Origin of the sequence: Microbacterium sp. UBA3486, assembly GCF_002377845.1 — a bacterium.
GTDB lineage: Bacteria > Actinomycetota > Actinomycetes > Actinomycetales > Microbacteriaceae > Microbacterium > Microbacterium maritypicum_A.
Genome location: NZ_DFQP01000107.1, coordinates 60307 through 84935, shown reverse-complemented (window position 1 = coordinate 84935; position 24629 = coordinate 60307). Strand labels below are relative to the sequence as shown.

The window sequence follows — 24629 nt, the reverse complement described above, 5'->3', positions numbered from 1 at the left end:
CGACGGAGCGCTCAGCCGCTGAGCTGAATCGAGAGGTTCACGGTGCCTCCACGGGGGAGCGACTTGTCCGGGCCGGGATCCTGCCCCGTGACCTTGGCCATCTCCGCGAAGCCCGGCAGATCGCCCCAGGCGGCATAGGTCGACTTGAACCCCTTGTCGGAGAGGATCTTCTTGGCCTCGTTCAAGGTTTTGCCCGAGACATCCGGCACGGGGAACAGCTCCGGGCCTTTGGAGACGATGAGCTGCACGCTGTCGCCCGGCCGCCAATTGCCTTCTTCCGCACGATCGGCCACTCCGATGACCACGTCCTTGGCGACGCTGTCGCTGAAGGTGTACTGCGGGTCCTCCGTCACGGTGAGGCCCTTGTCCGTGAGGGTGGAGGTGGCCTCGCCGACCGACATACCCGCGACGTCGGGGAAGTCGCCGGCGGAGACGTAGAGCTCCACCGTGTCGTCCTCGAAGACCTCGCAGCCGTCCCCGCAGATGTAGGCGTCCCCGCCGGCCCGCGGTGTGACGTACGCGTTGATGACGATGCCGGCGTCGGCATCGGAGAAGAGCAGGAGAGATTTGTCCGTGACGTTGACCTTGAGACCGGTGAGGTAGTCGCGCGCATCCTGCTCGGCGCGGCCGTTCAACGGGTCGAGCGTGTGCGTCGCCGGCCCCGCGGAGACGATCACCGTGACCGAGGCGCCCTTTTCGAGTCGCGCCCCCTCTTCCGGATCGGTCTCGATGACGGTCCCCGCGGGGATGTCGATCGAGAATTCGTCCTTCTGCGACGGCGCGAATCCGGCGTCCGTGAGCGTCGCCGCGGCGGCGTCGTATGTGCCTCCGGCGACCGCGGGCACGGCGATGAGAGAGCCGGGTCCGGAACCGAACCACCAGCCGACCCCGCCGGCGAGCACCGCCAGCAGCAGCACGAGAGTGAGGAGGAACGCCCCGCGCGCGCGGCGTTTGGACGCTCGTCGTCGCAGGAGGGTCGCGTTGTCGAGGGCGGCGGGTGCCGGAGCCGTGGGGTCGGCGATGACCATCGTTCCCGGCATCACCTTGGTGAGGTCACCCGAGTCGCCTTGGCTGTGCTGCGGCGCGGTGGCTCTGGCCGCAGTCGGGGCGATGCCGAGGTCTCGTTCGATCTCCCGCAGGCGCTCGAGCATCTGCTGCGCGTCGTCGGGTCGGTCGTCCGGCGACTTCTCCGTTGCCCAGAGCACGAGTTCGTCGAGCTGCTCCGGCACGGCGGGGTTGCGCACGCTCGGTCGGGGCACCGATTCCGTGGCGTGCTGGAAAGCGATCTGCATGGGCTGCTCGCCCTTGTAGGGCTGCTCACCCACGAGCATCTCGTACAGCATGATGCCGAGGGCGTAGATGTCGCTGCGGGCGTCGGCGGTTCCGCGGGTGACGAGTTCGGGGGCGAGGTAGGCGATCGTCCCGAGCAGCTGCTGTCCGGTCGCGGTGTTCGCGGTGGTCGCTCGCGCGAGCCCGAAGTCGCCGATCTTTATGCGACCGTCTTCGGCGAGGAGGACGTTCTCGGGCTTCACGTCGCGGTGCACGATCCCGGCACGATGCGCGGCCGAGAGACCGGCCAGGATCGCATCCATGATGGTGATGGTCTGCGGGATCGTGAGGCGCTTCTGCTCGCGGAGGAGCTCGCGCAGCGTGATGCCGGGCAGATACTCCATCACGAGGTAGGCCAGCTCGCCGTCCTGGCCCTGGTCGAACACGTTCACGACGTGGGGGTCCGCCAGCCGGGCAGCGGCTCTGGCCTCCTGGATGAACCGGCTCTGGAAGGCGGAGTCGTCGCTGAGGTGCGCGTGCATCACCTTGAGGGCGATGCGCCGCTCCAGGCGGAGGTCGGTTGCGACGTACACGGTCGCCATCCCGCCGCGGGCGATGCGGGCACGCACCCGGTAGCGGCCGTCGACAAGCCGCCCGATGAGGGGGTCGGCCTGCTGATTGGTCGTCACGTCAGAATTCTATGGAGAACTGCCTGAAAGACAGGGGAGCGGCTCACCCCTCGGGCCTTCGGGTTTTCCCGGATGTCGTCAGCCGTGCAGAGCGAGCCAGGCATAGGCTTGCGTCTCCCACTGGCCGTACTTGTCCGGATAGGCGGAGATCTGCACCGCCTGGGCCGCCTCGGTGAAGGGCATGCCCTCCCAGCCCGGGATGTCCAGGAGCCCGCGCGTCACCTGCCCGTTGGGGTCGGCCTGCCCTCCGTAGAACACGCGTGTGCTCCGCTCGGCGTCCATGATCTGCGCGGGCGTTCCCCACCCGGTGCTGGGGCGCTGCTGGAAGATGCCGAGCGAGTCACGGTCGCCCCAGTCGAGGTTGCGCAGCCCGGACTCGACCATCCCCGTCGCGAGGGCGATGGCGATGGCCCGGTCCGAGACGCCGAGCTCGCGACCGACGCGGATGATGAGCGCAGCGTTCGCAGCCTGTTCCGCGGTGAGCGTCGCCGTCTGCTGGCCGCCGGCCGAGGCGGAAGCGGTGGTGGGGGCGGGAGCCGCTACCGGCGTCGCCTGCAGAGAGAGTGTCTGGCCGGGATAGATGATCGACGAGGGGCCGAGGCCGTTCGCGGCGTACAGCGTCTGCGTCGTGGTGCCGTACTTCTGCGCGATGCCGAACAGCGTGTCTCCGGCCACGACGGTGTGCGTCGCGGCGGATGCGGGAGCGACTGCGGGGACAACTGCCGGTGTCGGCGCGGCTGCCGGTGCTGCGGTGCCGGCGACGACGAGGCTCTGACCGGGAAGGATGATCGAAGCGCGCGTGAGACCGTTCGCCGACAGGACGGCGTCGACGGTGGTGCCGTATCGCTGCGCGATGGCGTAGACGGTGTCGCCGGCGACGACCTGATGCGTGGCCGAGGCCGGGGGCGCCGGCGCGGCGGCGGGCATGGCAGCGGGGGTCGCAGGCAGGAGCGTCAGGGTCTGGCCCGGGTAGATCACGGAACGCCAGGAGAGGCCGTTCCAGGCCAGGACGTCGACCGCTCGAAGACCGAAGCGCGTGGCGATGGCGGAGACGGTGTCGCCCGGGCGGACGACGTAGCTCGGTGGAGCGGCCTCGGTGGGCACCGCGCGTGCGGGGAGAAGACGTGGACGCTCGACGGCGGCAGCATCCGACGGAGAAGCCGCATGGGCCGGCGTCGCCGTGAGCGTGGTCGCCAGGGCTCCGAGCACCGCCGCAGGCACTCCGATAGGCAGGTGTCGCGTTCGACGCGTGGCGGTCTTGACTGTCAAGGCTTGCCCCCTTTTCGAGTTTTTCACGCTGACACGGATGTAAACAGAAGTCAACAGAAGTGACGCAAGTGACAGATGTGACTGGTGGGTCGATATGCGTCGGCCAGGCGGAGGTGAGATAGTGGCAACGTGTCTGAGAACGTTGCTGGATCCCCTGCCGCTCCCGATGTCGAGTGGTTGACGATGCCCGACCTCGTCGAGGTGCTCGACGAACCCCTCGGCCGAGTGCGTCGTCTGATCGATGAGCACTACCTCGTGGGGTCGCGTCGCAACGGGACGTTCGCTGTGCCCTCGGTGTTCATCGTCGACGGCCACCCGCTGAGTTCTCTGCGCGGAACAGTGATCGTCCTGCAGGACGCCGGTTTCACCGACGACGAGCTGATCGACTGGCTGCTCGCCGAGGAGGAAAGCCTGGGTCGCTCGCCGATCGCCGCCCTGCTGGCCGGGCACAAGAGCTCGGTCCGGCGTCTCGCGCGCACTCTCGCCTGACGAATCCCGTCAGGACGCGCGCACGGTGGCCGCGCGTGCGAGATCGCGCAACTCGCCGACGGCGGCGTTGTCGAGCCGGGCGCCCGACAGCGCACGATCGGCTTCGAGGGCATAGTCGGCGATCATCGCCTCGACCTGTTCCAGCGCGCCCGAAGCAGTGATCGTGGCTTGCAGGAACGATACCTGCGGGGATGTCAGGGCGGGGTCGCCGAGCATCTCGTCCAGGAGATTCCGTGCGGAGGCATCGAGCGACTGTCGGGTGAGGGCGATCAACACCGTGCGCTTGCCCTCCCGAAGGTCGTCGCCCGCCGGCTTGCCGGTGACGGATGCGTCGCCGAACACGCCGAGCACGTCGTCGCGGAGCTGGAAGGCCAGGCCGATCGGATGGCCGAAGCGCCGCAGCGCGGCGACCTGGTCCTCGTGGGCTCCGCCGAAAGCGCCACCCAGGACGAGCGGCTGCTCGATGCTGTATCTGGCGGACTTGAGGGATGCCACGCGCAGGGCCCTCTCGGCGTGGAGACTTCCGTCGTTCACGCTCCAGGCCGACTCCTCTGCGATGTCCAGGAACTGGCCGGTGGTCACATCCCTTCGCATCCGCGCGTACTCGGAGCGCACGGCTCGCGCATGCGGCTGTCCCTCGAGTGCGGATTCCAGAAGGTCATCGCTCCACGCGACGAGCAGGTCGCCGAGGAGGATCGCGGACGCCCTTCCGAACTGCTCTGCATCTCCGGACCACCCGGCCGCGCGATGAGACGTCTCGAGCGCACGATGCGCGGCAGGGCGACCGCGGCGGGTATCGGAGTTGTCGATCAGATCGTCGTGGACGAGCGCGGCCGACTGAAAGATCTCCAGTGCGGTGCACATGTCCCACAGCGCATCGGTCTCCGTCGCGTCGCGGTCATCGAACTTCGCGACGGCCCGCCACCCCGCATGGCAGAAGCGGGCTCGAAGGCGCTTGCCGCCCTCGAGCGTGCCGGCGGCGGCGTCCAGGAATGCTGCCGCGTCAGGGCCGTAGTCCGAGGCTTCCTCACGCATCCGTGCGAGGAAGCGTGCGAGGTGCGTGGCGACGGCGTCGGGGACGGGGGAGGAGGACGGCACGACTCCCAGCATACGTAAAGCAAGGGGACGTCGAACTGCTAGCCCCGGACGCCTCGGCGCGCGTAGAATGGGAGGCACGATACCCGAGGGGGACGAAATGCCACTCTCCGAACAGGAGCAGCGTCTGCTCGACGAGATGGAACGCCATCTCCTCCACAACGATGCCGACGTCGTGACCGCGCCGTCCGGCGATCGAGCATTGAGCTACCGAAATCTCGTCTACGGAGCACTTCTCCTGCTCGCCGGTGTCGGCGGTCTGGTCGCCGGAGTGATTCTCGGTGGCGTCTGGGGCATCGTCGTCGGTGTCGTCGGATTCGCCGCGATGCTCGCCGGTGTCATGGTCGCCGTCACGCCTGTGCGACGCACCACCGCGACCGCGTCCCGTGAGCGTTCCGCTCCGAAGCGGCAGGAATCCGCCTCCTTCATGGATCGGATGAACGACCGATGGGATCGCCGCCAGGACGGTCACTGACCTCCCCACACACTTCACGACAGAAGCCCGGATGCTGAGCATCCGGGCTTCTGTCGTTTGACCGCGTTCGCGGCAGGCCGGCTCACCGTGTCCGTCCCCCACTCGCCCTCCACTCGCCCTCCACCTTCCTCCACCCCGGAATTCCGGGGTTGTTCGGCGCGCTTGTCGGCATAGACCCTGATTCCCGATGGATTGGTCGTAGGTATGTGGAGGAAAGTGGAGTAAAGTGGGGCGCACCTCGAGTTGGCCGGACGCAGAGGGGGTGGTGGCCGATGTTGCTGGGTACGCACTCACCGAAGCTGGACGACAAAGGACGGGTCATCCTTCCTGCGAAGTTCCGCGAAGACCTCGGCGGCGGCATCGTCGTCACCCGAGGCCAGGAACGGTGCCTCTACGTGTTCAGCACGGCCGAGTTCGAGGCGATGCACGAGCGGATCCGTCAGGCGCCGCTCGCGAACAAGCAGGCGCGTGACTTCATGCGACTGTTCCTCTCCGGAGCCAGCGCGGAGATGCCAGACAGCCAGAACCGCATCACCATCCCGGCGCACCTGCGTCAGTACGCAGGCCTGCAGAAGGAACTCATCGTCACCGGAGTCGGCGCCCACGCCGAGATCTGGGATGCCGAGAGCTGGAACGCCTACCTCGCCGCCGGCGAGGAGACCTACTCCGACCTCGAGCAGGAGGTGATTCCGGGACTCTTCTGACCACGGCTGTGATGCCCCGCCGCTCCCGCCCCGACACACTTCCCCGGTGCCGGGTCGAGAAGCGGAGGGGGATCAGAGCCGAAGGTCGCCCCGAGAAAGATCATGAACCTCCGAGACATCCACACCCCAGTACTGCTCGACCGCTGTGTCGAGCTGCTCGCTCCCGCCCTCCAGGCGGACGGAGCGGTGCTCGTCGATGCCACCCTCGGCATGGGCGGTCACTCCGAGGCGCTGCTCGAACGCTTCCCGAACATCCGTCTGGTCGGACTCGACCGCGACACCGATGCGCTGCGCATCGCGGGGGAGCGGCTCGCCCGCTTCAAGGACCGCGTCACGCTCGTGCACACGGTGTACGACGAGATCGGACTGCACGCCCAGGGCGCAGCCGGCATCCTCTTCGATCTCGGCGTCTCGTCTCTGCAGCTGGACGAAGCCGACCGCGGCTTCGCCTATTCGAAGGATGCCCCGCTGGACATGCGGATGGATCAGACCAAGGGCGTCACGGCCGCAGAGGTCATCGCGACCTACAGCGAAGGCAATCTCCGCCGCATCTTCGAGCGCTACGGCGAGGAGAAGCTCGCCGGTCGGTATGCACGGTTCATCATCGACGCGCGGCAGAAGCAGCCGATCACGCGGTCGGGTGAACTCGTCGAGATCCTGATCGCCGCCACACCTGCGGCTGCCCAGCGCGCGGGCCACCCGGCCAAGCGCGTCTTCCAGGCGCTGCGCATCGAGGTGAACACCGAGCTCAACGTGCTCGCCGACGCGATCCCGTCGGCGATGGACGCGCTCGCAGTCGGCGGGCGCATCGTCGTGATGTCGTACCAGTCGCTGGAGGATCGTCTCGTGAAGCAGGCGTTCGCTGCGGCCTCCGCCTCGACCGCTCCTGCCGGGCTCCCGGTCGAGCTCCCCGAACACGCTCCGCGCTTCCGCATCCTGACCAAGGGCGCCGAGTTGGCCGACGACGAAGAACGCGCGCGCAACCCGCGGGCGATCCCGGTGCGCCTGCGCGCCGCCGAGAAGCTGCGGGAGAGCGCATGAGCCTGAATGCCGTCGTCCGGAAGCCGGTGCAGCCGGTCGCCCCGGAGAGGACGCCGCAGCGGAAGCTGCACCCGGTGACCCGACCGGCGGTGCGGCGCAAGCCGAAGCTGGCCTACGCCCTGGTCGCGCTCGGTGGTGCGCTCGCGATCGGTGCCGCCCAGATCGCGCTGTCGCTCGCCATCACCCAGGACTCGTTCACGCTCGCGAGCCTCTCGTCGCAGCAGCGCGAACTGAATCTCCAGACCCACGCGCTCCAGGAGGAACTCACCGGAGTCAGCTCGCCCCAGGTGCTCGCGAGCAATGCAGCCGGACTCGGGATGGTGGTCGCCGGCTCGCCGTCGTATCTGCGTCTCAGCGACGGTGCCGTCTTCGGCACCGGTGCGGGGGCCGACTGGACATCGACCGTCAATCCCGCCGGTGTCGGCGCCGTGAGCAACTCCCTCATCGTGGAACCGCCGCCCCCTCCGGCGGAGACCGAGGAGGGGACGGCGACCGATCAGCCCACCCAGGACCTTCCGCCGTCGATCACCGACGGCCTCCCCAGCCCCACGACGCACTGACACCCACGAGCGACGGAGAGATCCCATGACGACACGAGCCACCCGCGGCCCGCGGCGACGCACCGTCGTCGCTCTCGCCGTCATCCTCTCGGTGCTGGTCGCGTTCGTGGTGCGCCTCGTCGACATCCAGGTGGTCAGCGCTGACGAGCACGTCTCCGAGTCCCTCGAGCACCTCGGTGCGAGTTCGGCGATTCCGGGCCAGCGCGGGTCGATCGTCGACTCCGGCGGCACGGTGCTCGCTTCCAGTGTGATGGTCTACGACGCGCAGCTCAGCCCGCAGGTCATCATGCTCGTCGAGGAGAAGAAGCCGAAGCTGCCGTGGGCCGAGGCCTCCGACAAGATCGCCGCCATCACCGGCCAGACCGGCGACGAGGTGCGGGCTCTGGTCTCGAATGCCCTCGCCGAGAACCCCGACAGCCAGTACGCGCCTCTCAAGAAGGGCTTGAACACGGAGCAGTACATGGCGCTGCGGGATCTCGGAGTCGGTTCGTACCTGTCGCTGAAGGCGCGAGAGACACGCGTATACCCGAACGGCGCGGTCGCCGGAAACATCCTCGGCTTCCTCGACAGCTCGGGTGAGGCGCAGGCCGGTGTGGAGAAGCTCGACGACTCCTGCCTGGCGCCCATCGACGGCGAGGAGACCTACCGCAAGGGCAAGGACGGCGTCGTGATCCCCGGCAGCGAGCGCACCGTCGATGCCGTGAACGGCGGATCCGTGCAGCTGACCATCAACAGCGACCTCAACTGGTACCTGCAGCAGATGATCGCCGAAGAGGCACAGGCGCAGGGCGCCAAGGGCGGGACAGTCACGGTCGTCGAGGTCAAGACGGGCAAGATCCGCGCCGCGGCCGAGTGGCCCGCGCTGGACCCGAACGATCTCGATGCGTCGACACCGGCGACCAGGGCCAGTCAGATCTTCCACCACGATTTCGAGCCCGGATCGACGTTCAAGGCCGTCACCGCGGCTGCCGCCATCGAAGGTGCGGGCCTGACCCCGCTCAGCACGGTGAGCGCGGCCTCTCGGGAGAAGTTCCCGAACGGCGCCGTCGTGAACGACGCGTTCACCCACCCGGCGTACAACTACACGCTCGCCGGGGGCCTCATCGACTCGTCGAACGTCGCCCTGTCGAAGTTCGGCACCATGGTGAGCCCCGATGTGCGCTACGACTACCTCCAGCGCTTCGGGGTGGGGGACAAGACGCTCGACTTCCCCTCGGAGGTCGGAGGGATCCTGCACCCGGTCAGCGACTGGGACAACCAGTCGCTCTACACGACGACGTTCGGGCAGTACTTCACCGTGACGGCAGCCCAGCTCGCCGGCGCCTACCAGGCGATCGCGAACGGCGGCGAGAAGATCGACCTCTCGCTCGTCGAGTCGTGCACCGCCGCGGACGGCACCGTGACCGCGCCAGCCGACCCGAAGCGCGAGCAGATCATCAAGGAGCAGACGGCAGCGGAGCTCACTCGCATGCTGGAGAACGTCGCAGTGCAGGGCGGCAACGCCGAGCGCATCCAGGTTCCCGGCTACCGCGTGACCAGCAAGACGGGTACGGCCCAGGTGTCGGACGGCAACGGCGGTTACAAGGCCGGCGTGTACTACACCAGCATGGTGGGCTTCGCGCCGGTCGACGATCCGCAGTACGTCGTCGTGGTCACCCTCGACGAGCCGACTAAGGTTGTATCGTCCGCGGCCACCGCATCCGCCTTCCAGAAGGCGATGACGCAGGTGATGAAAACGTATCGCGTGATGCCGTCCTCTGTCCCGATGGACGAGCTCCTCCCCAAGTTCGGATAGTCGGCGAGAGCCGCGCATGGAGATGACATGATCGCCCTGACGCTCGCTGAGATCGCCGCCGCAGTCGGCGGTGATCTGCGCGTGGCCGGTGAAGACACGGCCGAGACCGCGGTCGACGGAATCGTCGACACCGATTCACGCACGATGGGGCCCGGATCGATCTTCGTGGCCAAGCCCGGAGCCGAGACCGATGGACACCGCTTCGTCGGGTCCGCTGTCGCCGCAGGAGCGGCCCTGGCGATCGTCGAGCACCCGGTGGACGTCGCCGTGAGCCAGATCGTGGTTCCGGACGCTGTCGCCGCCCTCGGCGCACTCGCGAGGGAGGTCGTCGCGCGTGTCCGTACCGACGGCGCGCTCCGGATCGTCGGCATCACCGGATCGAACGGCAAGACCACCACCAAGAACTTCCTCGCACGCATCCTCGAGGGTGAAGGCGAGACCGTCGCTCCCGTGAAGTCGTTCAACAACGAGGTCGGCGCCCCCGTCACCATGCTCCGGGTGACGGAGAGCACCCGCTTCCTCGTGAGCGAGTTCGGTGCCGCGGCGCCGGGGAGCATCGCGCACCTCGCAGGACTCGTCGAGCCGGACGTCGCCGTCGTGCTGATGGTCGGCATGGCGCACGCCGGCGGATTCGGCGGCATCGAGGAGACGGCGAAGGCGAAGGCCGAGCTCGTCGCCGCCGCCCGCGTGCCCGGGACCGCCGTGCTCAACGTCGACGACCCGCGTGTCGCGGCCATGCGCGAACTCGCGGACGCTCGCGGACTCCGCACCGTCGGCTTCGGTCAGGGGCCCACAGCGGACGTGCGCGCGCATGAGATCGAGGTATCCGCTTCCGGCACGTCCTGCGTCATCGAGGTCGACGGCGAACGGATTCCCCTGCGGCTGCGCGTGCTCGGGGCGCACCACGTCTCCAACGCTCTGGCGGCCATCGCCGCAGCGCGCGTGCTCGGGGTCTCGGCGGCCGACGCCGTGGCCCGGTTGGAGACGGTCGAGGTCGCCGAACGCTGGCGCATGCAGCCCCTGGGCAGCGATCGGGTGCGGATCATCAACGACGCCTACAACGCCAGCCCGGATTCCATGGCGGCGGCCCTGCGCACGCTCGCACAGATCACCGGTCCCGACGAGCGCACCGTCGCGGTCCTCGGAGCCATGAGCGAACTCGGTGAGAGCGCGGGGGAGGAGCACGACAGGATCGGGCTGCTCGCCGTACGTCTGAACATCCAGCGGATCGTCGTCGTCGGCCCCGAGGCGAGGCGCCTCTACCTCGCCGCGGTCGGGGAGGGCTCCTGGGACAGCGAGGCAATCCATCTGCCCGACCAGGACGCTGCGTTCGAGTATCTCCGCACCGAGCTCCGCGACGGCGACCGCGTGCTCGTGAAGTCATCCAATTCCGTGGGCCTCCGGCATCTCGGCGATCGTCTGGGAGAATTGTTCTCGTGAGGTCTCTCATCATGTCGGCGGCGATCTCGCTCGCCTTCACCCTGTTCCTGACCCCCGTCTTCCTCCGGCTCTTCCGGAAGTGGGGCTGGGGGCAGGTCATCCGTACCCCGGAGTCCGTCCACAACCCGAGTCACGAGGCCAAGCGCGGCACCCCCACGATGGGCGGCGTCATCTTCATCGTCGGCTCGATGGTCGGTTACTTCACCGGTGTGCTGGTGAGCGGTGAAGTCCCCGCACTCTCCGCGCTGCTGGTGATCTGGCTGATGGTCGGATTCGGTGCCGTCGGATTCATCGACGACTACATGAAGGTGCGCAGTCAGCGCAGCCTCGGGCTCTCGGGCTGGCGGAAGGTGATCGGCCAGCTGCTGGTCATCATCCCCTTCGGCATCGTCGCGCTGAACTTCCCGAACAAGTGGGGCCAGACACCGGCGAGCTCCGCGATCTCGCTGTTCCGCGACATCACCTGGCTCAACCTGTTCGCCTTCGGCGTGGTGCTCGGATGGATCCTCTATCTCGTCTGGATCTCGATCATCGGGGTCGCGACCTCGAACAGTGTGAACCTCACGGACGGACTCGACGGGCTCGCTGCCGGAGCCGGCGTCATCGTCGTCGGCGCCTACAGCGTGATCGCATTCTGGCAGTTCAAGCAGCCGTGCATCGGCGGCGATCCCGATGCCCTCGGCGGCTGCTACGAGGTGCGCGACCCGTTCAACCTCGCCATCATCGCGGCTTCGTTCGCGGCGAGCCTCATCGGATTCCTCTGGTGGAACGCACCCAAGGCGAAGGTCTTCATGGGGGACGTCGGGTCGATGGCGATCGGCGGCGTCATCACCGCGATGGCGATCCTGACCCGCACCGAGCTCCTCCTGCTCGTGATCGCCGGCGTCTTCGTGCTTTCGTCGGGCTCGGTCATCCTGCAGCGCGCGTACTTCAAGATCACTCGTGGCAAGCGGTTGTTCCTCATGAGCCCGTTCCATCACCATCTCGAGATGCGCGGGTGGTCCGAGGTCACGATCGTGGTGCGCATGTGGATCATCGCCGGGCTGCTCGCCGTCTCGGCGGTCGGACTCTTCTACGTCGAATGGCTCACTCGTGTCGACTGATCGTCTCGCCGGACTGACGAGCTGGAACGCCGACTGGAGCGGTCTACGGGTCGCCGTTCTCGGCCTCTCGATGACAGGCTTCTCGGTGGCGGACACGCTCGCCGAACTGGGCGCCGACGTTCTCGTGCTGAGCGAGTCGGCTGAGGATCAGTACGAGCGACTGCTCCCGGTGATCGGTGCCCGGCTCGAATTGGGCCCGCTCGCCGAGGTGCCGCCCGTGCTCGTCGAGTTCGACCCCGAGGTGGTCATCGCCTCGCCGGGATTCTCGCCGTCGCATCCACTCATCCGGTGGGCGCAGGAATCCGCTGTCACGATCTGGGGTGACGTCGAGCTCGCCTGGCGCGTGCGCGACAAGGTCGTCCGTGACGACGGCACGCCGGCAGACTGGGTGCTCATCACCGGGACGAACGGCAAGACGACGACCACCCAGTTGACCGCCACGCTGCTCGTGGAAGGCGGACTGCGGGCTGCCCCCTGCGGGAACATCGGCGTGCCGGTGCTCGACGCCGTACGCGACCCCGCGGGATTCGACGTCCTCGTGGTCGAGCTCTCCAGCCATCAGCTCTGGTATCTGGGACAGTCGAGGCCCGAAGGGGAGCTGTTCCCCTACGCTTCCGTGTGTCTCAACCTCGCCGACGATCACCTCGTCTGGCATGGGAGCGCAGAGGCCTACCGGGACGCGAAGGCCGTCGTGTATCGGAACACCCGGATCGCGTGCGTCTACAACAAGGCGGACGAGGCCACGCGTCGCATGGTGGAAGAGGCGGAAGTGGTCGAGGGAGCCCGTGCGATCGGCTTCGATCTCGGCATCCCCGGCCCGAGCGATCTCGGCGTGGTCGAGGGACTGCTCGTCGACAGGGCCTTCCTCGACGATCGCTCGCGAACCGCCCTCGAGCTGACGACGGTCGCCGATCTCGATGCGGCGGGTCTCGCCGCTCCTCACATCGTGCAGAACATCCTCGCCGCGAGTGCCCTGGCACGCTCGCTCGGCGTCGAGCCGGAGGCCATCCACACGGCCCTGCAGTCCTTCCGCCTCGATGCGCATCGCATCCAGGTGGTCGCCCGGCACCGCGGCATCACCTGGATCGACGACTCCAAGGCGACGAACCCGCACGCCGCGGCGTCGTCGTTGCGCGCATACCCCGGCGCCGTGTGGGTGATCGGCGGAGATCTGAAAGGTGTGGACATCTCCGACCTGGTCGCCGATGTCGGCACGACGGCGCGTGCAGCCGTCGTGATCGGGGTCGAACGCTCCGTCGTGGTCGCGGCATTCCGACGACACGCGCCCGGGGTGCCGGTGTTCGAGGTGGATGCTGGCGAGACTGGACAGGTCATGAACCGTGTCGTGGAGATCGCCGCGGGAATCGTCGACGACGAGGGCACAGTCCTACTGGCCCCGGCGGCGGCATCCTTCGATCAGTTCTCCGGCTACGCGGAACGAGGCCATCGCTTCGCCGAGGCGGTGCGGGACTGGATCGACCGGGGGAGCGCCGATGACACAGGTATCCCGCCCTCCGCGCTCTGAGTCCGGCGGTCTCGCGGCCAGGGTCTCCCTCGGACGCCGATTCACCCCGGTGTCGACCGAGTTCCTGCTCATCGCCTCGACCGCCCTGCTCCTCACCCTCTTCGGTCTCGTCATGGTGCTGTCTGCGACCAGCGCGACAGCCGTCTCCAAGGGGGTCAACCCGATGGACGGCGTGCTGCGCCAGGGCGTGTTCGCGCTGCTCGGCATCCCGTTGATGTTCCTGATCAGCCGTCTGCCGGTGGACTTCCTGAAGAGGATGGCGTGGCCCGCACTCTTCGGGGCCGTGGCGCTGCAGATGCTCGTGTTCACTCCGCTGGGCATCGAGGACGGCGGTAACCGGAACTGGGTCAAGATCGCGGGCTTCACCCTGCAGCCTTCGGAGTTCCTCAAGCTGGCCCTCGCGCTCTGGATCGCTGCCGTGCTGCTGCGCAAGCGCACGATGCTCGGCACCTGGCATCATGTGTTCATCCCCGTGATCCCGGTCGGTGCACTCGCGATCGGCACCGTGCTCGCGGGCAAGGACCTCGGTACCGCGATGGTGCTGGTGCTCATCCTCCTCGGGTGCCTCTTCTTCTCGGGCGTCAAGCTCCGACTGTTCATCATCCCGCTGATCCTCGGCGTCATCGCGGTGCTCGCCTACGCGCTGTCGAGCGAGGACCGCATGCGGCGCATCACCGCGACCTGCGACAACATGGCGCTCTACTACACGGACTGCTATCAGTCGATCCACGGGATCTGGGGTATGGCCACCGGAGGCATCTTCGGCCTCGGCCTCGGCAACTCGCAGGAGAAGTACGGGTGGCTTCCCGCCGCGGGCAATGACTTCATCTTCGCGATCGTCGGCGAGGAGCTCGGCCTGATCGGCTGCATCGTCGTGCTCGCCCTGTTCACGTTCTTCACGATCGGCGCCTTCCACATCATCCGCAAGACACCGGATCCGTTCATCCGCGTGGCAGCCGGCGGCATCACCGTGTGGATCGTCGGCCAGGCCGTCATGAACGTCGGCGTCGTGATCGGCGTCTTCCCGGTGATGGGCGTCCCCCTTCCGTTCATGTCCCAGGGCGGCACGGCCCTGCTCGCGGTGCTCATCGCCTGTGGCGTGCTGCTGGCGTTCGCACGGACGATCCCTGTGACCGAGAAGCAGTCAGCCGAGCGGGGTAGGGTCACCAGGTGACTTCGTATCTCCTCGCCGGCGGTGGCACCGCCGGTCATGTCAACCCCCTGCTCGCCGTCGCGGACGGTCTCCGCGCACGTGATGCCGAAGCCTCCGTGCTCGTGCTCGGCACGGCCGAGGGGCTGGAGTCCCGTCTCGTCCCCGCGCGCGGCTACGAACTGCTGATCGTCGACAAGGTGCCCTTCCCGCGGCGGCCGAACAGACAGGCCCTGTCGTTCCCGGGGCGGTTCCGTCGGGCCATCGCCCAGGTGCGCGACCACATCCGTCGGCACGGCATCGACGTGGTGGTGGGCTTCGGCGGATACGCGTCTGCGCCGGCATATGTCGCCGCGCGCCGTGAGGGCGTGCCGTTCGTGGTGCACGAGGCCAACGCGAAGCCGGGGCTGGCGAACGTGCTCGGGGCACGCCGTGCGGCCGCGGTGGGGGTTGCCTTCGAGGGCACTCCGCTCCGCGGTGGCGAGGTCGTCGGAATGCCCCTGCGGCGGGAGGTGATCGCCCTCGACCGCGCGGCTTCGCGCGCGGAGGCGGCGGAGTACTTCGGCCTCGACGCCGACCGCCCCGTCCTTCTCGTGTTCGGCGGCTCGCTGGGAGCGCAGCGGCTCAACGAGGCGCTCGCGGACTCGTGGCGCGACATCCTGGAGACCGGTTGGCAACTGCTGCACGTGACGGGTGAGCGCAGCGACCTCGCCGATCCGGGCGTCGAGGGCTACGCGCTCCACCGCTACGTCGACCGCATGGATCTCGCGTTCGCTCTGGCCGATCTGATCGTCTCCCGCTCCGGGGCGGCGACCGTGAGCGAGATCAGTGCTCTGGGGATTCCCGCGCTGTATGTCCCGTATTCCGTGGGTAACGGCGAGCAGCGTCTGAACGCCGCCTCGGCCGTCGCTGCAGGGGCGGCAGAGCTGCTCGACGATGCGTCCTTCGACGGTGACGCGGTGCGGCGCATCGTCGTCCCTCTGCTCGGAGACGGAGAGCGCATCGCGCGGATGGCCGCCGCTGCAGAGACCGCCGGGACCCGCGCCGGAACCGAGAACGTCATCACCCTCATCGACCGCGCACTCGTCGCCGTCTGACGCGGTCGACCAGACCGAAGAAAAGTAGACTGAAGCGGAAATGATCAGACCCGACCTCTCCCTCCCCATTCCCGAGACGATCACCTCCGCGCACTTCATCGGCATCGGCGGTTCCGGTATGAGCGGTCTCGCGAAGATGTTCCTCGACGCCGGCATCCGCGTCTCCGGCAGCGACCGCGCGGACAGCGACAATCTGCGCGCGCTGGCGGCCGCCGGCGCGACGGTGCATGTGGGTCACGACGCAGCTCACCTCGGTGACGCCGACACCGTCGTGCACACCGGAGCGATCTGGCCGGAGAATCCCGAGTTCGTGACTGCGAAGGCCCGTGGACTCCACGTGATCCACCGGTCGCAGGCCCTGCACTGGCTGATCGGCACACGCCGTCTCGTCTCCGTCGCCGGTGCCCACGGAAAGACGACGTCGACGGGCATGATCGTGACCGCCCTGCGTGAGCTCGGCGCGGATCCGCACTTCGTCAACGGCGGCGTGATCGAGCAGCTCGGCACATCCAGCGCGACCGGATCGGGAGAGCTCTTCGTCATCGAAGCCGACGAGTCCGATGGCACGTTCCTGCTGTACGACACCGCTGTCGCGTTGATCACCAACGTCGATCCCGACCACCTCGATCACTACGGCTCGGATGAGGCCTTCCACCAGGCATTCGTGCAGTTCGCGGACGCTGCGACGGAGGCGGTCGTGATCTCCAGCGACGACGTGGGTGCGCTGCGGGTCGGTGCCGGTCTCTCTCACCCGAACGTGCTGACGTTCGGTCAGGCCGAAGGAGCGGATGTACGCGTCACCGACATCGTCGCCGCGGGTCCGGTCGCCGCCACGCTGACGCACGGTGAGGAACAGGCGCGTATGCAGCTCGCCGTTCCCGGTGTGCACAACGCGATCAACGCGGCGGGGGCCGTGACGGTGTTGCGTGCGCTCGGCTACTCGCTCGCGGAGGCCGTTCGCGCCGTCGAAGGCTTCGCGGGAACCGTGCGTCGACTGGAACAGCACGGTGTCGAGCGCGGCGTGACGGTGTACGACGATTACTCGCACCACCCCACGGAGGTGCGGGCTGCACTCGAGGCGATGCGCAGCATCGCAGGAGCGGGACGGATCATCGCGATTCAGCAGCCCCACACCTACTCGCGCACGCAGCACATGTACCAGGAGTTCGCCGACGTCCTCGAGGAGTTCGCCGATCACACCGTGATGCTCGACGTGTACGGCGCCAGGGAGGACCCCGTGCCCGGTGTCACCGGCGAGTTGGTGAGCGGCGCGTTCCAGGACCCGTCGCACGTGCACTACGTCGCGGATTGGCAGCAGGCCGCCGACTACACCGCCGCCGTCGCACGGGAAGGTGACTTCATCGTCACGCTCGGCTGCGGAAACGTCTACCAGATCATCCCGCAGGTCCTGGATTCGCTGCGTCGGACCGACGGGGCATAGCCGATGCGTCGGCCTGCACCGCTTCCGACCACCCCGGAGAGCCCGGGAGAGAAGGACGCCGCGCCGGGGGCGAAGTCCCGCAGGCGGCGACGCGATGCTGAAGCGGAGGAGGAGTTCTCGGCCGCCGATGACGTGATGTCCGATGACGTGACGCCCGAGGAGCACAGGGATGACACGTCGACCGGCGATCCGCAGCCGACGTCGACGAGGGACGTCTGGCGCGCGGCCCGCGCACGACGCAAGGCGCTTCGCGCCGAGATCCGTCGTTTCACGCAGCGCTCCAGACGGCGCAGGATCGTGTGGCTGAGCAGCATCGGCGCCGCACTCCTGCTCGTCGGGGGCAGTGTCGCCGCGGCCTACAGTCCGCTCTTCGCCGTTCAGAAGATCAGCGTCGCCGGGGCCACGACTCTCGATCCCGCAGCCATCGAGGCCGCGCTCGGCGACCAGCTCGGAACCCCGCTCGCGCTCGTCGACTCCAGCAAGGTGAAGGCCGCGCTGCTGGCCTTCCCCCTCATCGAGACCTATTCCCTCGAAGCACGTCCACCGCATGACCTGACCGTGCGCATCGTGGAACGCACTCCGGTCGGCGTCATCCGTTCGGACGCCGGGTACACGCTGGTCGATGCCGCCGGTGTCGCCCTCTCCACCACCTCGGATCAGCCTGCGGGGCAGCCGGTGATCGACGTCCCGGGCGGCGTCGACTCGGCGGCGTTCCGCAGCGCAGGTCTCGTGGTGCGCTCGCTCCCCGCCGACATCCGTGCGGCACTGACGGGGATCAGCGCGCGCACCGCCGATGACGTGACTCTCACGCTCAACAGCGGGTTGAGTGTGGTCTGGGGGAGCGCTGAGGAGTCCGCGCTGAAGGCCGTCGTCCTTTCGAAGGCGATGGCCTCGAACCCCGAAGCCGCGTCGATCGACGTCACTTCCCCCGAAGTTGCCGTCGTCGGCTGATCCCTTTCTCGGGGAATGGGGCGACACGCCCGTGTCTTCGCGCGAACGCGGCCGGGCGGCGCTTACCTTCGATCAAAGAGAACGCAATACCGGGAAATACTTTACACCTCTACTTGAGGTTTAAGGTTCACCCACTTCCAGGCTCGAATAATCGGAGGCCGGCCATGAGCCAGAACCAGAACTACCTCGCCGTGATCAAGGTCGTCGGCGTCGGCGGTGGCGGCGTCAACGCCGTGAACCGCATGATCGATCTCGGCCTCCGCGGAGTCGAGTTCATCGCCGTGAACACCGACGCGCAGGCGCTGCTCATGAGCGACGCCGACGTCAAGCTCGACGTGGGTCGCGAACTCACCCGCGGCCTCGGTGCCGGCGCCGACCCCGAGGTGGGCCGACGTGCCGCAGAGGATCATGCCGAGGAGATCGAGCAGGCTCTGACCGGTGCGGACATGGTCTTCGTGACGGCCGGCGAGGGCGGTGGCACCGGAACCGGTGGCGCGCCCGTCGTGGCACGCATCGCGAAGTCCATCGGTGCCCTCACCATCGGTGTCGTGACGAAGCCGTTCTCCTTCGAGGGCCGCCGCCGCCAGAGCCAGGCCGAAGCCGGTGTCTCCAAGCTCAAGGAAGAGGTCGACACCCTCATCGTGGTGCCGAACGACCGCCTCCTCGAGATCAGCGACCGCGGCATCTCGATGATCGAGGCCTTCGCCACGGCCGACCAGGTGCTCCTCGCCGGTGTGCAGGGAATCACCGACCTGATCACGACTCCGGGTCTCATCAACCTCGACTTCGCCGACGTGAAGTCGGTCATGCAGGGTGCGGGATCCGCGCTCATGGGCATCGGCTCCGCTCGTGGGGCCGACCGTGCCATCAAAGCCGCAGAGCTGGCCGTGGAGTCTCCGCTCCTGGAAGCGAGCATCGAAGGTGCGCACGGCGTGCTGCTCTCGATCCAGGGCGGCTCGAACCTCGGGATCTTCGAGATCCACGATGCGGCCGACCTCGTCAAGGAAGCCGCCCACCCCGAAGCCAACATCATCTTCGGTACGGTCATCGACGACACGCTCGGCGATGAAGTGCGGGTGACGGTGATCGCGGCCGGCTTCGACGGCGGCGAACCCTCCCTCCGGCTGGACCCGATGGTCGTTTCGCGGCCGTCCACGACGTCGCTTCCCGAGGTCGCTCTCACAGACGAACCCGAGAGCAAGAGCGAGACGGCTCAGCCTGAGCCCGTGCAGCAGCGCGTTCCGGCCACCAGCATCGAGCCGGCATTCGCCGATGACGACATCGACATCCCCGAATTCCTGAAGTGACGTCCTCGGTCGACGCGGCCGAGCCTTCCGGCCTGGCTGCGCGGCTGTCGGCGATCGACGAGAAGATCGCCGCCGCCGCGCAGGCAGCCGGACGGAGCTCCGAGGAGATCACCCGGATCGTGGTGACGAAGTTCCACCCGGCGTCATTGGTCCGTGCCCTGCACGGGCTGGGCGTGAAGGACGTCGGCGAGAACCGCCAGCAGGAGTTGTCGGCGAAGGAAGCAGAAGTCGCAGCACCCGATCTGCGCTGGCACTTCATCGGCCAGGGGCAGACGAACAAGGCGGCGGCGATCCGCCGGAGTGCGGACGTCGTGCACTCGGTCGATCGAGACCGGTTCGCGGATGCTCTGCACCGCGCAGCGGACGATGACGGTCGGCTCGATGTTCTCGTCCAGGTCAATCTCACCGACGACCCCGGTCGTGGTGGAGCCGTGCCGGCTCAGGCAGTCGCCCTCGCGGAGCATGTCCTGGCCTTGCCGTCGTTGCGGCTGCGCGGCGTCATGGCCGTGGCGCCCCTCGATGAGGAACCCGCTTCCGCTTTCGCTCGCCTGCACGACATCGCCGACAGCGTGCGTGCGGTCGACCCATCCGCGTCGTGGATCTCAGCCGGGATGACCGGAGACTTCGCCGAGGCGATCGCCGCCGGCGCGACACACCTGCGGATCGGTTCCGCAATCACCGGCCCCCGGCCCGACCGGGGTTAACCTGTGAAAAGACCAGCCCGACACGTTCGAACCGGAGGACACGATGGGTAACCCACTGAAGAAGACCATGGTGTATCTCGGCCTCGCCGATGAAGAAGAGGTCTACGAGGAAGAGACGCAGGCGCCCGCCCGCGCTCACCGCGAGCGTGACCGTGACCGTGACCGCGAGGAGCCGGCACCGGCCCCCGTCACGCCGTTGCGCCGCCCCGTCGCCGTCCGCCAGCCGTCTGCAGGAGCCGTGAACGAGATTCTCACCGTCCACCCGAAGCAGTACCGCGACGCCCAGCTGATCGCGGAGAGCTTCCGCGAGGGCGTCCCGGTCATCATCAACCTCTCGCAGATGAGCGATGCCGACGCGCGCCGCCTCATCGACTTCGCGAGTGGGCTCTCCCTCGGCCTCTACGGCCGGATCGAGCGCGTGACCTCGAAGGTGTTCCTGCTGTCGCCGGAGAACATCGCCGTATCGGGTCACGGGGGCATCGCACACGCAGACGCCGAGTCTGCGGGCTTCGACCAGTCGTAGCCCGTGCAGCTGGTCTCCGTCCTCGCGAGCATCGTCCATCTGGTGCTCCTGCTGTACGTCTTCGTGCTGTTCGCGCGCCTGATCCTGGACTACATTCCGATGTTCAATCGCGAATGGCGTCCGAAGGGATTCGGGCTCGTGCTCGCCGAGGCCGTCTACACCCTCACCGATCCGCCCATCCGGTTCTTCCGGCGGATCATCCCGCCACTGCGGATCGGCTCGCTCTCGCTCGACTTCGGCTTCGCGCTGACTCTGCTGATCGTCCTGATTCTGATGAACGTCGTCGGGCTGTTCATCCGCTGAAATCCCGGCGTGTCCCCTGATCGGTGGCTGCGACTTCTCCCACTCTGGGTGTCGTGACATCGCGGCGCCAATGCTCGGGGGCTATGCTGGCACCCAGGTGCGCGCCCCGGGTTCGCGCCACATCACGACCACGCCATACATCGATACTGGCAATCGAACTCATCGAAAGAGGAGCCACCCATGGCACTTACCCCGGATGACGTCGTCACCAAGCAGTTCCAGCACGTCCGCTTCAAGGACGGCTTCGACCCGGACGAGGTGGACGACTTCCTCGACGAGATCGTCATCGAGTGGCGCAAGGCTCTCGAGGAGAACGTCGAGCTGAAGGCCAAGCTGGCCGCGTACGAGTCCGGTGCTGCTCCTGAAGCCGCCGCGCCCGCCGCTGTCGAGGCTCCCGCCCCCGTGGCCGAGGTCCCCGCGGAGCCCGCTCCGACCGGTTCCGCGACCGCGACCGCTGGCATCATCGAACTCGCACAGCGTCTGCACGACGAGCACGTCGCCGAGGGTGAGGCGAAGCGGAACGCGCTCATCGCGGAGGCCGAGACCGAGGTCGCCCGCATCCGCACCGAGGCCGAGGCCAAGCAGCGTGAGGAGTCCGCACGGCTCGAGCGCGAGCGCAACACTCTCGAGGCTCGTATCACCGAACTCCGCAACTTCGAGCGCGACTACCGCTCGCAGCTGCGCGGCTACATCGAGGGTCAGCTCCGCGAGCTCGACGAGAAGTCGACCTCCACGGACTCGACACCCGTTTCCGCGATCGGTCTGTAAGGCGCCCTCTTGTCAGGACGCCGTCCCCTTCGTCGGTCGGCGGCCGGTGCGGTCGTTGCGATTCTCGCAGCGCTCGTACTGGCCGCCGATCAGTTTGTGAAGTACCTCACGATCGAGAACCTCCCCTACCAGGAGCCGGTTCCGGTCCTGGGGGAGTTCCTTCAGCTGTACTACGTTCGCAACCCCGGGGCGGCGTTCTCCCTGGGATCCGAGGTCACCTGGATCTTCACGATCGCCCTCGCGGTCGTGGCGTGCGTGATCGTCTGGAAGGCGTTCGGGCTCAAGTCCCGCCTGTGGGCGGTCGTGCTCGGCTGTCTCCTCGGCGGAGTCCTCGGCAACCTCAGCGATCGTCTGTTTCGTGAGCCCGGTTTTCCGGTGGGGCACGTCGTCGACATGATCTCGATGCCGTGGATGATGCCGGCGATCTTCAACGTCGCCGACATCTTCATCGTGACCGGGATGATCTCGGTCGCGTTGCTCGTGGTCTTCGGCCTGCGCTTCGACGGTACGCGCGAACGCGATCACGAGATCGTCGAGACCGAGGAAGAAGCCGAAGCCGCCGCGACGGCGGCTGTCCTGGCGACCGACACCGATGACGACATGCTCGACGCCGATGCTCCCGTGCCGGTGCGTTCGACCGATGACGATTCTCCCTCGGAGGATGCGGCTCCCGCATCGGAAGGACGTTGACCGTGGAATCGCGGTCCCTGCCGGTTCCGGACGGTTTGGACGGTACCCGCGTCGACGCAGCCTTGGCGAAGCTGATGGGGTTCTCCCGCACCTTCGCTGCTGACGTCGCCGCAGCAGGGGGAGTACGACTCGACGGCGTGACACTCGACAAGTCCGACCGCCTGCGCGCGGGCGGCTGGCTCGATGTCGAATGGCAGCCGAAAGAGGCGCCGAAGATCGTTCCCATCGCCGTGCCGGAGCTCGGCATCGTGTACGACGACGATGACGTCATCGTGGTGGACAAGCCGACGGGGGTCGCCGCCCATCCGTCGGTCGGCTGGGAGGGCCCGACGGTCGTCGGCGCTCTCGCCGCTGCAGGCTTCCGCGTAGCGACCAGCGGCGCTCCGGAACGTCAGGGCGTCGTGCACCGACTCGACGTCGGCACCAGCGGCCTGATGGTCGTGGCGAAGTCCGAGCACGCCTACACGGTCCTGAAGCAGGCCTTCAAGGACCGTACCGTCGAGAAGATCTATCACGCCGTCGTCCAAGGTCACCCCGATCCACTTGCCGGGACCATCGATGCGCCGATCGGGCGTCACCCCAACCACTCCTGGAAGTTCGCCGTCGTGCCCGACGGGAAGCCGTCTGTCACGCACTACGAGACGCTCGAGGCGTTTCCTGGCGCGTCGCTGCTCGAGATCCACCTCGAGACGGGCCGCACGCATCAGATCCGTGTGCACATGGCTGCGCACCGCCACCCCTGTGTCGGCGACCCGCTCTACGGAGCAGACCCGACGATGTCCGCGCGGCTGGGGCTCACCCGCCAGTGGCTGCACGCGCATCAGCTCGCCTTCGCGCATCCGACGACGGGGGACTGGGTGCAGTTCGAGTCCCCGTATCCCGAGGACTTCCGGCACGCACTGGACGTGCTGCGCGGAGAGTAGTCCGCGCCACGCCACGACGATGTCGGTGATGTGCGCGACACTGGGCCCATGACCATCGAGGTTCGCCCCGCGACGGAGTTCGACGACGTCTCGATACTCGTCGGGCCGAGGAAACCGACGTCGAACGTCTGCTTCTGCCTGAGTTACCGCATCGGCAGCAAAGAGAACGTGGCGCTGAAAGGGCAGGAGCGTTCCGATCGGGTCCGGGAACTGTGCCACCAGGATCCACCTCCTGGCGTGATCGCGTACCTCGACGACGAACCGGTGGGATGGGCGGCGCTGCATCCGCGTCGCGGCACCAGTTTCGCGCGGAATCGGCTGATCCCACACGTCGACGATCTCGACGTGTGGTCGTTGTGGTGCTTCCGCGTGCGCCCCGGCTACCGGAAGCAGGGCATCTCCCATGCGCTGATCGAGGGAGCAGTGGCCTACGCGATGGAGCGCGGCGCGCCCGCCATCGAGGGGTATCCGGTCGACAACGGCGGCGAGAAGGTCAATCTCACCATGGCGTACGTCGGCACGCGGTCGTTATTCGAGAGCGCGGGGTTCGTGAAGGCGGCAGACACCGGTTCTGTCCTGGATGGATTCCCTCGGGTGTTGATGCGGCTCGATCTGGGCACATCGCAGAAGTCGTCGGAGAAAGCGTGAACCGCACGGCGGCACACGGCCAATACATAGCGTGACCACAGACAGCGAGATCATCCAGCGATCTCTCCAGCAACCGGCGGCGTTCGCCGAGCTCTTCGACAGACATGCGCGCGCGGTCAACGCGTTCGCGACGTATCGCGTCGGCCGGCATGCTGCCGAGGACGTCCTGAGCGAGACATTCCTCGTCGCGTTCCGCCGCCGAGCCGATTTCGACACGGACATCGAATCGGCGATGCCCTGGCTTCTCGGCATCGCCTCGCGCCTGATCCGTCGCCACCGCGCGCTGGAGGCGAAGCAGTGGAAGTCGTTCGCGGCATCCATCTCCCGGCAAGAGCACTCGACGCTCGGAGACCTGGAGGATGCGATGTCCCGCGTCGATGCCGAGCGCGAGGTCGAGACGCTGAAGACGCGCATCGCGGCGCTCGCGCCGAAAGATCGCGAGGCCCTCCTGCTCTATGCCTGGCAGGGGATGAGCTACGACGAGGTCGCGGCGGCACTCGGCGTTCCCGTCGGCACCGTGCGATCGCGGCTGAATCGAGTCCGCAGACGGTTGGACTCCACCCGAAAGATCCAGGCATTCGAGCAGCAGCAGAAGAAGGGAGAGACCCTTGGACGTGTTTGAGAAGGTTCAGCAGACCAGGCCCGAGATCGAGGGGGCGGATGACAATCT

At 67.6% G+C, this 24629-nt stretch carries 25 protein-coding genes; 22 read left to right on the top strand and 3 right to left on the bottom strand.

The genetic code is table 11. The features are described 5' to 3' along the window. Positions 1-11: 11 nt before the first annotated feature. Both pknB and B2869_RS17155 read right to left on the bottom strand, forming a co-directional pair. Positions 12-1958 (bottom strand): Stk1 family PASTA domain-containing Ser/Thr kinase, encoded by a 1947-nt coding sequence (gene pknB, locus B2869_RS17160; RefSeq protein WP_292769206.1) that lies wholly within the window; start codon positions 1956-1958, stop codon positions 12-14. 78 nt (positions 1959-2036) lie between these two features. After that, positions 2037-3227 (bottom strand): lytic transglycosylase, encoded by a 1191-nt coding sequence (locus tag B2869_RS17155; RefSeq protein WP_292769203.1) that lies wholly within the window; start codon positions 3225-3227, stop codon positions 2037-2039. Positions 3228-3356: 129 nt separating this feature from the next. Here B2869_RS17155 and B2869_RS17150 point away from each other — a divergent pair, with 129 nt between their 5' ends. Further along, entirely contained in the window at positions 3357-3716 is a 360-nt protein-coding gene (locus tag B2869_RS17150; protein ID WP_349678067.1) for an Rv2175c family DNA-binding protein, read from the top strand. Between the two features lie 9 nt (positions 3717-3725). Here B2869_RS17150 and B2869_RS17145 read toward each other — a convergent pair whose 3' ends face one another. Beyond that, on the bottom strand, positions 3726-4814 hold the full coding sequence (locus tag B2869_RS17145) for a polyprenyl synthetase family protein (RefSeq protein ID WP_292769200.1): 1089 nt from the start codon (positions 4812-4814) through the stop codon (positions 3726-3728). Positions 4815-4911: 97 nt separating this feature from the next. Between B2869_RS17145 and B2869_RS17140 the strand changes: the two genes are divergently transcribed. The 21 genes from B2869_RS17140 (at position 4912) to B2869_RS17040 (ending at position 24581) form a co-directional block, all read left to right on the top strand. Beyond that, a complete protein-coding gene (locus B2869_RS17140; RefSeq protein WP_021199329.1) occupies positions 4912-5286 on the top strand; it encodes a DUF3040 domain-containing protein in 375 nt (124 codons plus the stop codon). A 272-nt stretch (positions 5287-5558) separates the two neighbouring features. Beyond that, positions 5559-5990 carry a division/cell wall cluster transcriptional repressor MraZ gene (mraZ, locus tag B2869_RS17135; protein ID WP_017830220.1) on the top strand — a complete coding sequence of 144 codons (432 nt, stop codon included), beginning with the start codon at positions 5559-5561 and terminating at the stop codon, positions 5988-5990. A 102-nt stretch (positions 5991-6092) separates the two neighbouring features. Continuing rightward, on the top strand, positions 6093-7031 hold the full coding sequence (rsmH, locus tag B2869_RS17130; protein ID WP_021199330.1) for a 16S rRNA (cytosine(1402)-N(4))-methyltransferase RsmH: 939 nt from the start codon (positions 6093-6095) through the stop codon (positions 7029-7031). Beyond that, positions 7028-7591 carry a hypothetical protein gene (locus B2869_RS17125; protein ID WP_021199331.1) on the top strand — a complete coding sequence of 188 codons (564 nt, stop codon included), beginning with the start codon at positions 7028-7030 and terminating at the stop codon, positions 7589-7591. Before rsmH ends, B2869_RS17125 begins: the two co-directional genes overlap by 4 nt. A gap of 25 nt (positions 7592-7616) precedes the next feature. Beyond that, a complete protein-coding gene (locus tag B2869_RS17120) occupies positions 7617-9386 on the top strand; it encodes a peptidoglycan D,D-transpeptidase FtsI family protein (protein WP_021199332.1) in 1770 nt (589 codons plus the stop codon). Positions 9387-9413: 27 nt separating this feature from the next. Beyond that, positions 9414-10826 carry a UDP-N-acetylmuramoyl-tripeptide--D-alanyl-D-alanine ligase gene (locus B2869_RS17115; RefSeq protein WP_021199333.1) on the top strand — a complete coding sequence of 471 codons (1413 nt, stop codon included), beginning with the start codon at positions 9414-9416 and terminating at the stop codon, positions 10824-10826. Next, on the top strand, positions 10823-11929 hold the full coding sequence (mraY, locus tag B2869_RS17110) for a phospho-N-acetylmuramoyl-pentapeptide-transferase (protein ID WP_029258352.1): 1107 nt from the start codon (positions 10823-10825) through the stop codon (positions 11927-11929). The genes B2869_RS17115 and mraY overlap by 4 nt, the downstream gene beginning before the upstream one ends. Beyond that, complete coding sequence (murD, locus tag B2869_RS17105) at positions 11919-13454, top strand: UDP-N-acetylmuramoyl-L-alanine--D-glutamate ligase (RefSeq protein WP_021199335.1); 1536 nt, start codon at positions 11919-11921, stop codon at positions 13452-13454. The genes mraY and murD overlap by 11 nt, the downstream gene beginning before the upstream one ends. After that, positions 13423-14628 (top strand): putative lipid II flippase FtsW, encoded by a 1206-nt coding sequence (ftsW, locus tag B2869_RS17100; protein ID WP_029258350.1) that lies wholly within the window; start codon positions 13423-13425, stop codon positions 14626-14628. Before murD ends, ftsW begins: the two co-directional genes overlap by 32 nt. Then, positions 14625-15701 carry a UDP-N-acetylglucosamine--N-acetylmuramyl-(pentapeptide) pyrophosphoryl-undecaprenol N-acetylglucosamine transferase gene (locus B2869_RS17095; protein ID WP_021199337.1) on the top strand — a complete coding sequence of 359 codons (1077 nt, stop codon included), beginning with the start codon at positions 14625-14627 and terminating at the stop codon, positions 15699-15701. The genes ftsW and B2869_RS17095 overlap by 4 nt, the downstream gene beginning before the upstream one ends. A gap of 40 nt (positions 15702-15741) precedes the next feature. Then, on the top strand, positions 15742-17142 hold the full coding sequence (gene murC / locus B2869_RS17090; protein ID WP_021199338.1) for a UDP-N-acetylmuramate--L-alanine ligase: 1401 nt from the start codon (positions 15742-15744) through the stop codon (positions 17140-17142). Positions 17143-17145: 3 nt separating this feature from the next. Beyond that, the gene (locus B2869_RS17085; RefSeq protein ID WP_292769188.1) at positions 17146-18093 is read left to right on the top strand and encodes an FtsQ-type POTRA domain-containing protein; all 948 of its coding nucleotides are present in this window, start codon (positions 17146-17148) and stop codon (positions 18091-18093) included. A gap of 164 nt (positions 18094-18257) precedes the next feature. Beyond that, positions 18258-19400 (top strand): cell division protein FtsZ, encoded by a 1143-nt coding sequence (gene ftsZ / locus B2869_RS17080; RefSeq protein ID WP_029258346.1) that lies wholly within the window; start codon positions 18258-18260, stop codon positions 19398-19400. Continuing rightward, the gene (locus tag B2869_RS17075; protein ID WP_029258345.1) at positions 19397-20104 is read left to right on the top strand and encodes a YggS family pyridoxal phosphate-dependent enzyme; all 708 of its coding nucleotides are present in this window, start codon (positions 19397-19399) and stop codon (positions 20102-20104) included. The genes ftsZ and B2869_RS17075 overlap by 4 nt, the downstream gene beginning before the upstream one ends. 43 nt (positions 20105-20147) lie before the next feature. Beyond that, the gene (locus B2869_RS17070) at positions 20148-20627 is read left to right on the top strand and encodes a cell division protein SepF (protein WP_021199342.1); all 480 of its coding nucleotides are present in this window, start codon (positions 20148-20150) and stop codon (positions 20625-20627) included. Positions 20628-20630: 3 nt separating this feature from the next. Next, a complete protein-coding gene (locus B2869_RS17065; RefSeq protein WP_029258344.1) occupies positions 20631-20930 on the top strand; it encodes a YggT family protein in 300 nt (99 codons plus the stop codon). Positions 20931-21110: 180 nt separating this feature from the next. Continuing rightward, the gene (locus B2869_RS17060; protein WP_021201570.1) at positions 21111-21698 is read left to right on the top strand and encodes a DivIVA domain-containing protein; all 588 of its coding nucleotides are present in this window, start codon (positions 21111-21113) and stop codon (positions 21696-21698) included. A gap of 9 nt (positions 21699-21707) precedes the next feature. After that, positions 21708-22388 carry a signal peptidase II gene (gene lspA, locus B2869_RS17055; RefSeq protein WP_046399048.1) on the top strand — a complete coding sequence of 227 codons (681 nt, stop codon included), beginning with the start codon at positions 21708-21710 and terminating at the stop codon, positions 22386-22388. 2 nt (positions 22389-22390) lie between these two features. After that, positions 22391-23311, top strand: a complete 921-nt coding sequence (locus B2869_RS17050) for an RluA family pseudouridine synthase (protein ID WP_292769179.1) — start codon at positions 22391-22393, stop codon at positions 23309-23311. A 48-nt stretch (positions 23312-23359) separates the two neighbouring features. Beyond that, positions 23360-23959 carry a GNAT family N-acetyltransferase gene (locus tag B2869_RS17045; protein ID WP_292769176.1) on the top strand — a complete coding sequence of 200 codons (600 nt, stop codon included), beginning with the start codon at positions 23360-23362 and terminating at the stop codon, positions 23957-23959. A gap of 31 nt (positions 23960-23990) precedes the next feature. Next, positions 23991-24581 carry an RNA polymerase sigma factor gene (locus B2869_RS17040; protein ID WP_292769173.1) on the top strand — a complete coding sequence of 197 codons (591 nt, stop codon included), beginning with the start codon at positions 23991-23993 and terminating at the stop codon, positions 24579-24581. Positions 24582-24629: the final 48 nt, after the last annotated feature.

What these genes read in the sequence shown, in the direction of transcription:
- B2869_RS17120 (WP_021199332.1), top strand. Translation starts at nt 7,617, where the DNA reads ATGACGACACGAGCCACCCGCGGCCCGCGGCGACGCACCGTCGTCGCT.
- ftsW (WP_029258350.1), top strand. Translation starts at nt 13,423, where the DNA reads ATGACACAGGTATCCCGCCCTCCGCGCTCTGAGTCCGGCGGTCTCGCG.
- murC (WP_021199338.1), top strand. Translation starts at nt 15,742, where the DNA reads ATGATCAGACCCGACCTCTCCCTCCCCATTCCCGAGACGATCACCTCC.
- rsmH (WP_021199330.1), top strand. Translation starts at nt 6,093, where the DNA reads ATGAACCTCCGAGACATCCACACCCCAGTACTGCTCGACCGCTGTGTC.
- B2869_RS17115 (WP_021199333.1), top strand. Translation starts at nt 9,414, where the DNA reads ATGATCGCCCTGACGCTCGCTGAGATCGCCGCCGCAGTCGGCGGTGAT.
- B2869_RS17125 (WP_021199331.1), top strand. Translation starts at nt 7,028, where the DNA reads ATGAGCCTGAATGCCGTCGTCCGGAAGCCGGTGCAGCCGGTCGCCCCG.
- mraZ (WP_017830220.1), top strand. Translation starts at nt 5,559, where the DNA reads ATGTTGCTGGGTACGCACTCACCGAAGCTGGACGACAAAGGACGGGTC.
- ftsZ (WP_029258346.1), top strand. Translation starts at nt 18,258, where the DNA reads ATGAGCCAGAACCAGAACTACCTCGCCGTGATCAAGGTCGTCGGCGTC.
- B2869_RS17085 (WP_292769188.1), top strand. Translation starts at nt 17,146, where the DNA reads ATGCGTCGGCCTGCACCGCTTCCGACCACCCCGGAGAGCCCGGGAGAG.
- B2869_RS17140 (WP_021199329.1), top strand. Translation starts at nt 4,912, where the DNA reads ATGCCACTCTCCGAACAGGAGCAGCGTCTGCTCGACGAGATGGAACGC.
- B2869_RS17070 (WP_021199342.1), top strand. Translation starts at nt 20,148, where the DNA reads ATGGGTAACCCACTGAAGAAGACCATGGTGTATCTCGGCCTCGCCGAT.
- B2869_RS17045 (WP_292769176.1), top strand. Translation starts at nt 23,360, where the DNA reads ATGACCATCGAGGTTCGCCCCGCGACGGAGTTCGACGACGTCTCGATA.
- B2869_RS17060 (WP_021201570.1), top strand. Translation starts at nt 21,111, where the DNA reads ATGGCACTTACCCCGGATGACGTCGTCACCAAGCAGTTCCAGCACGTC.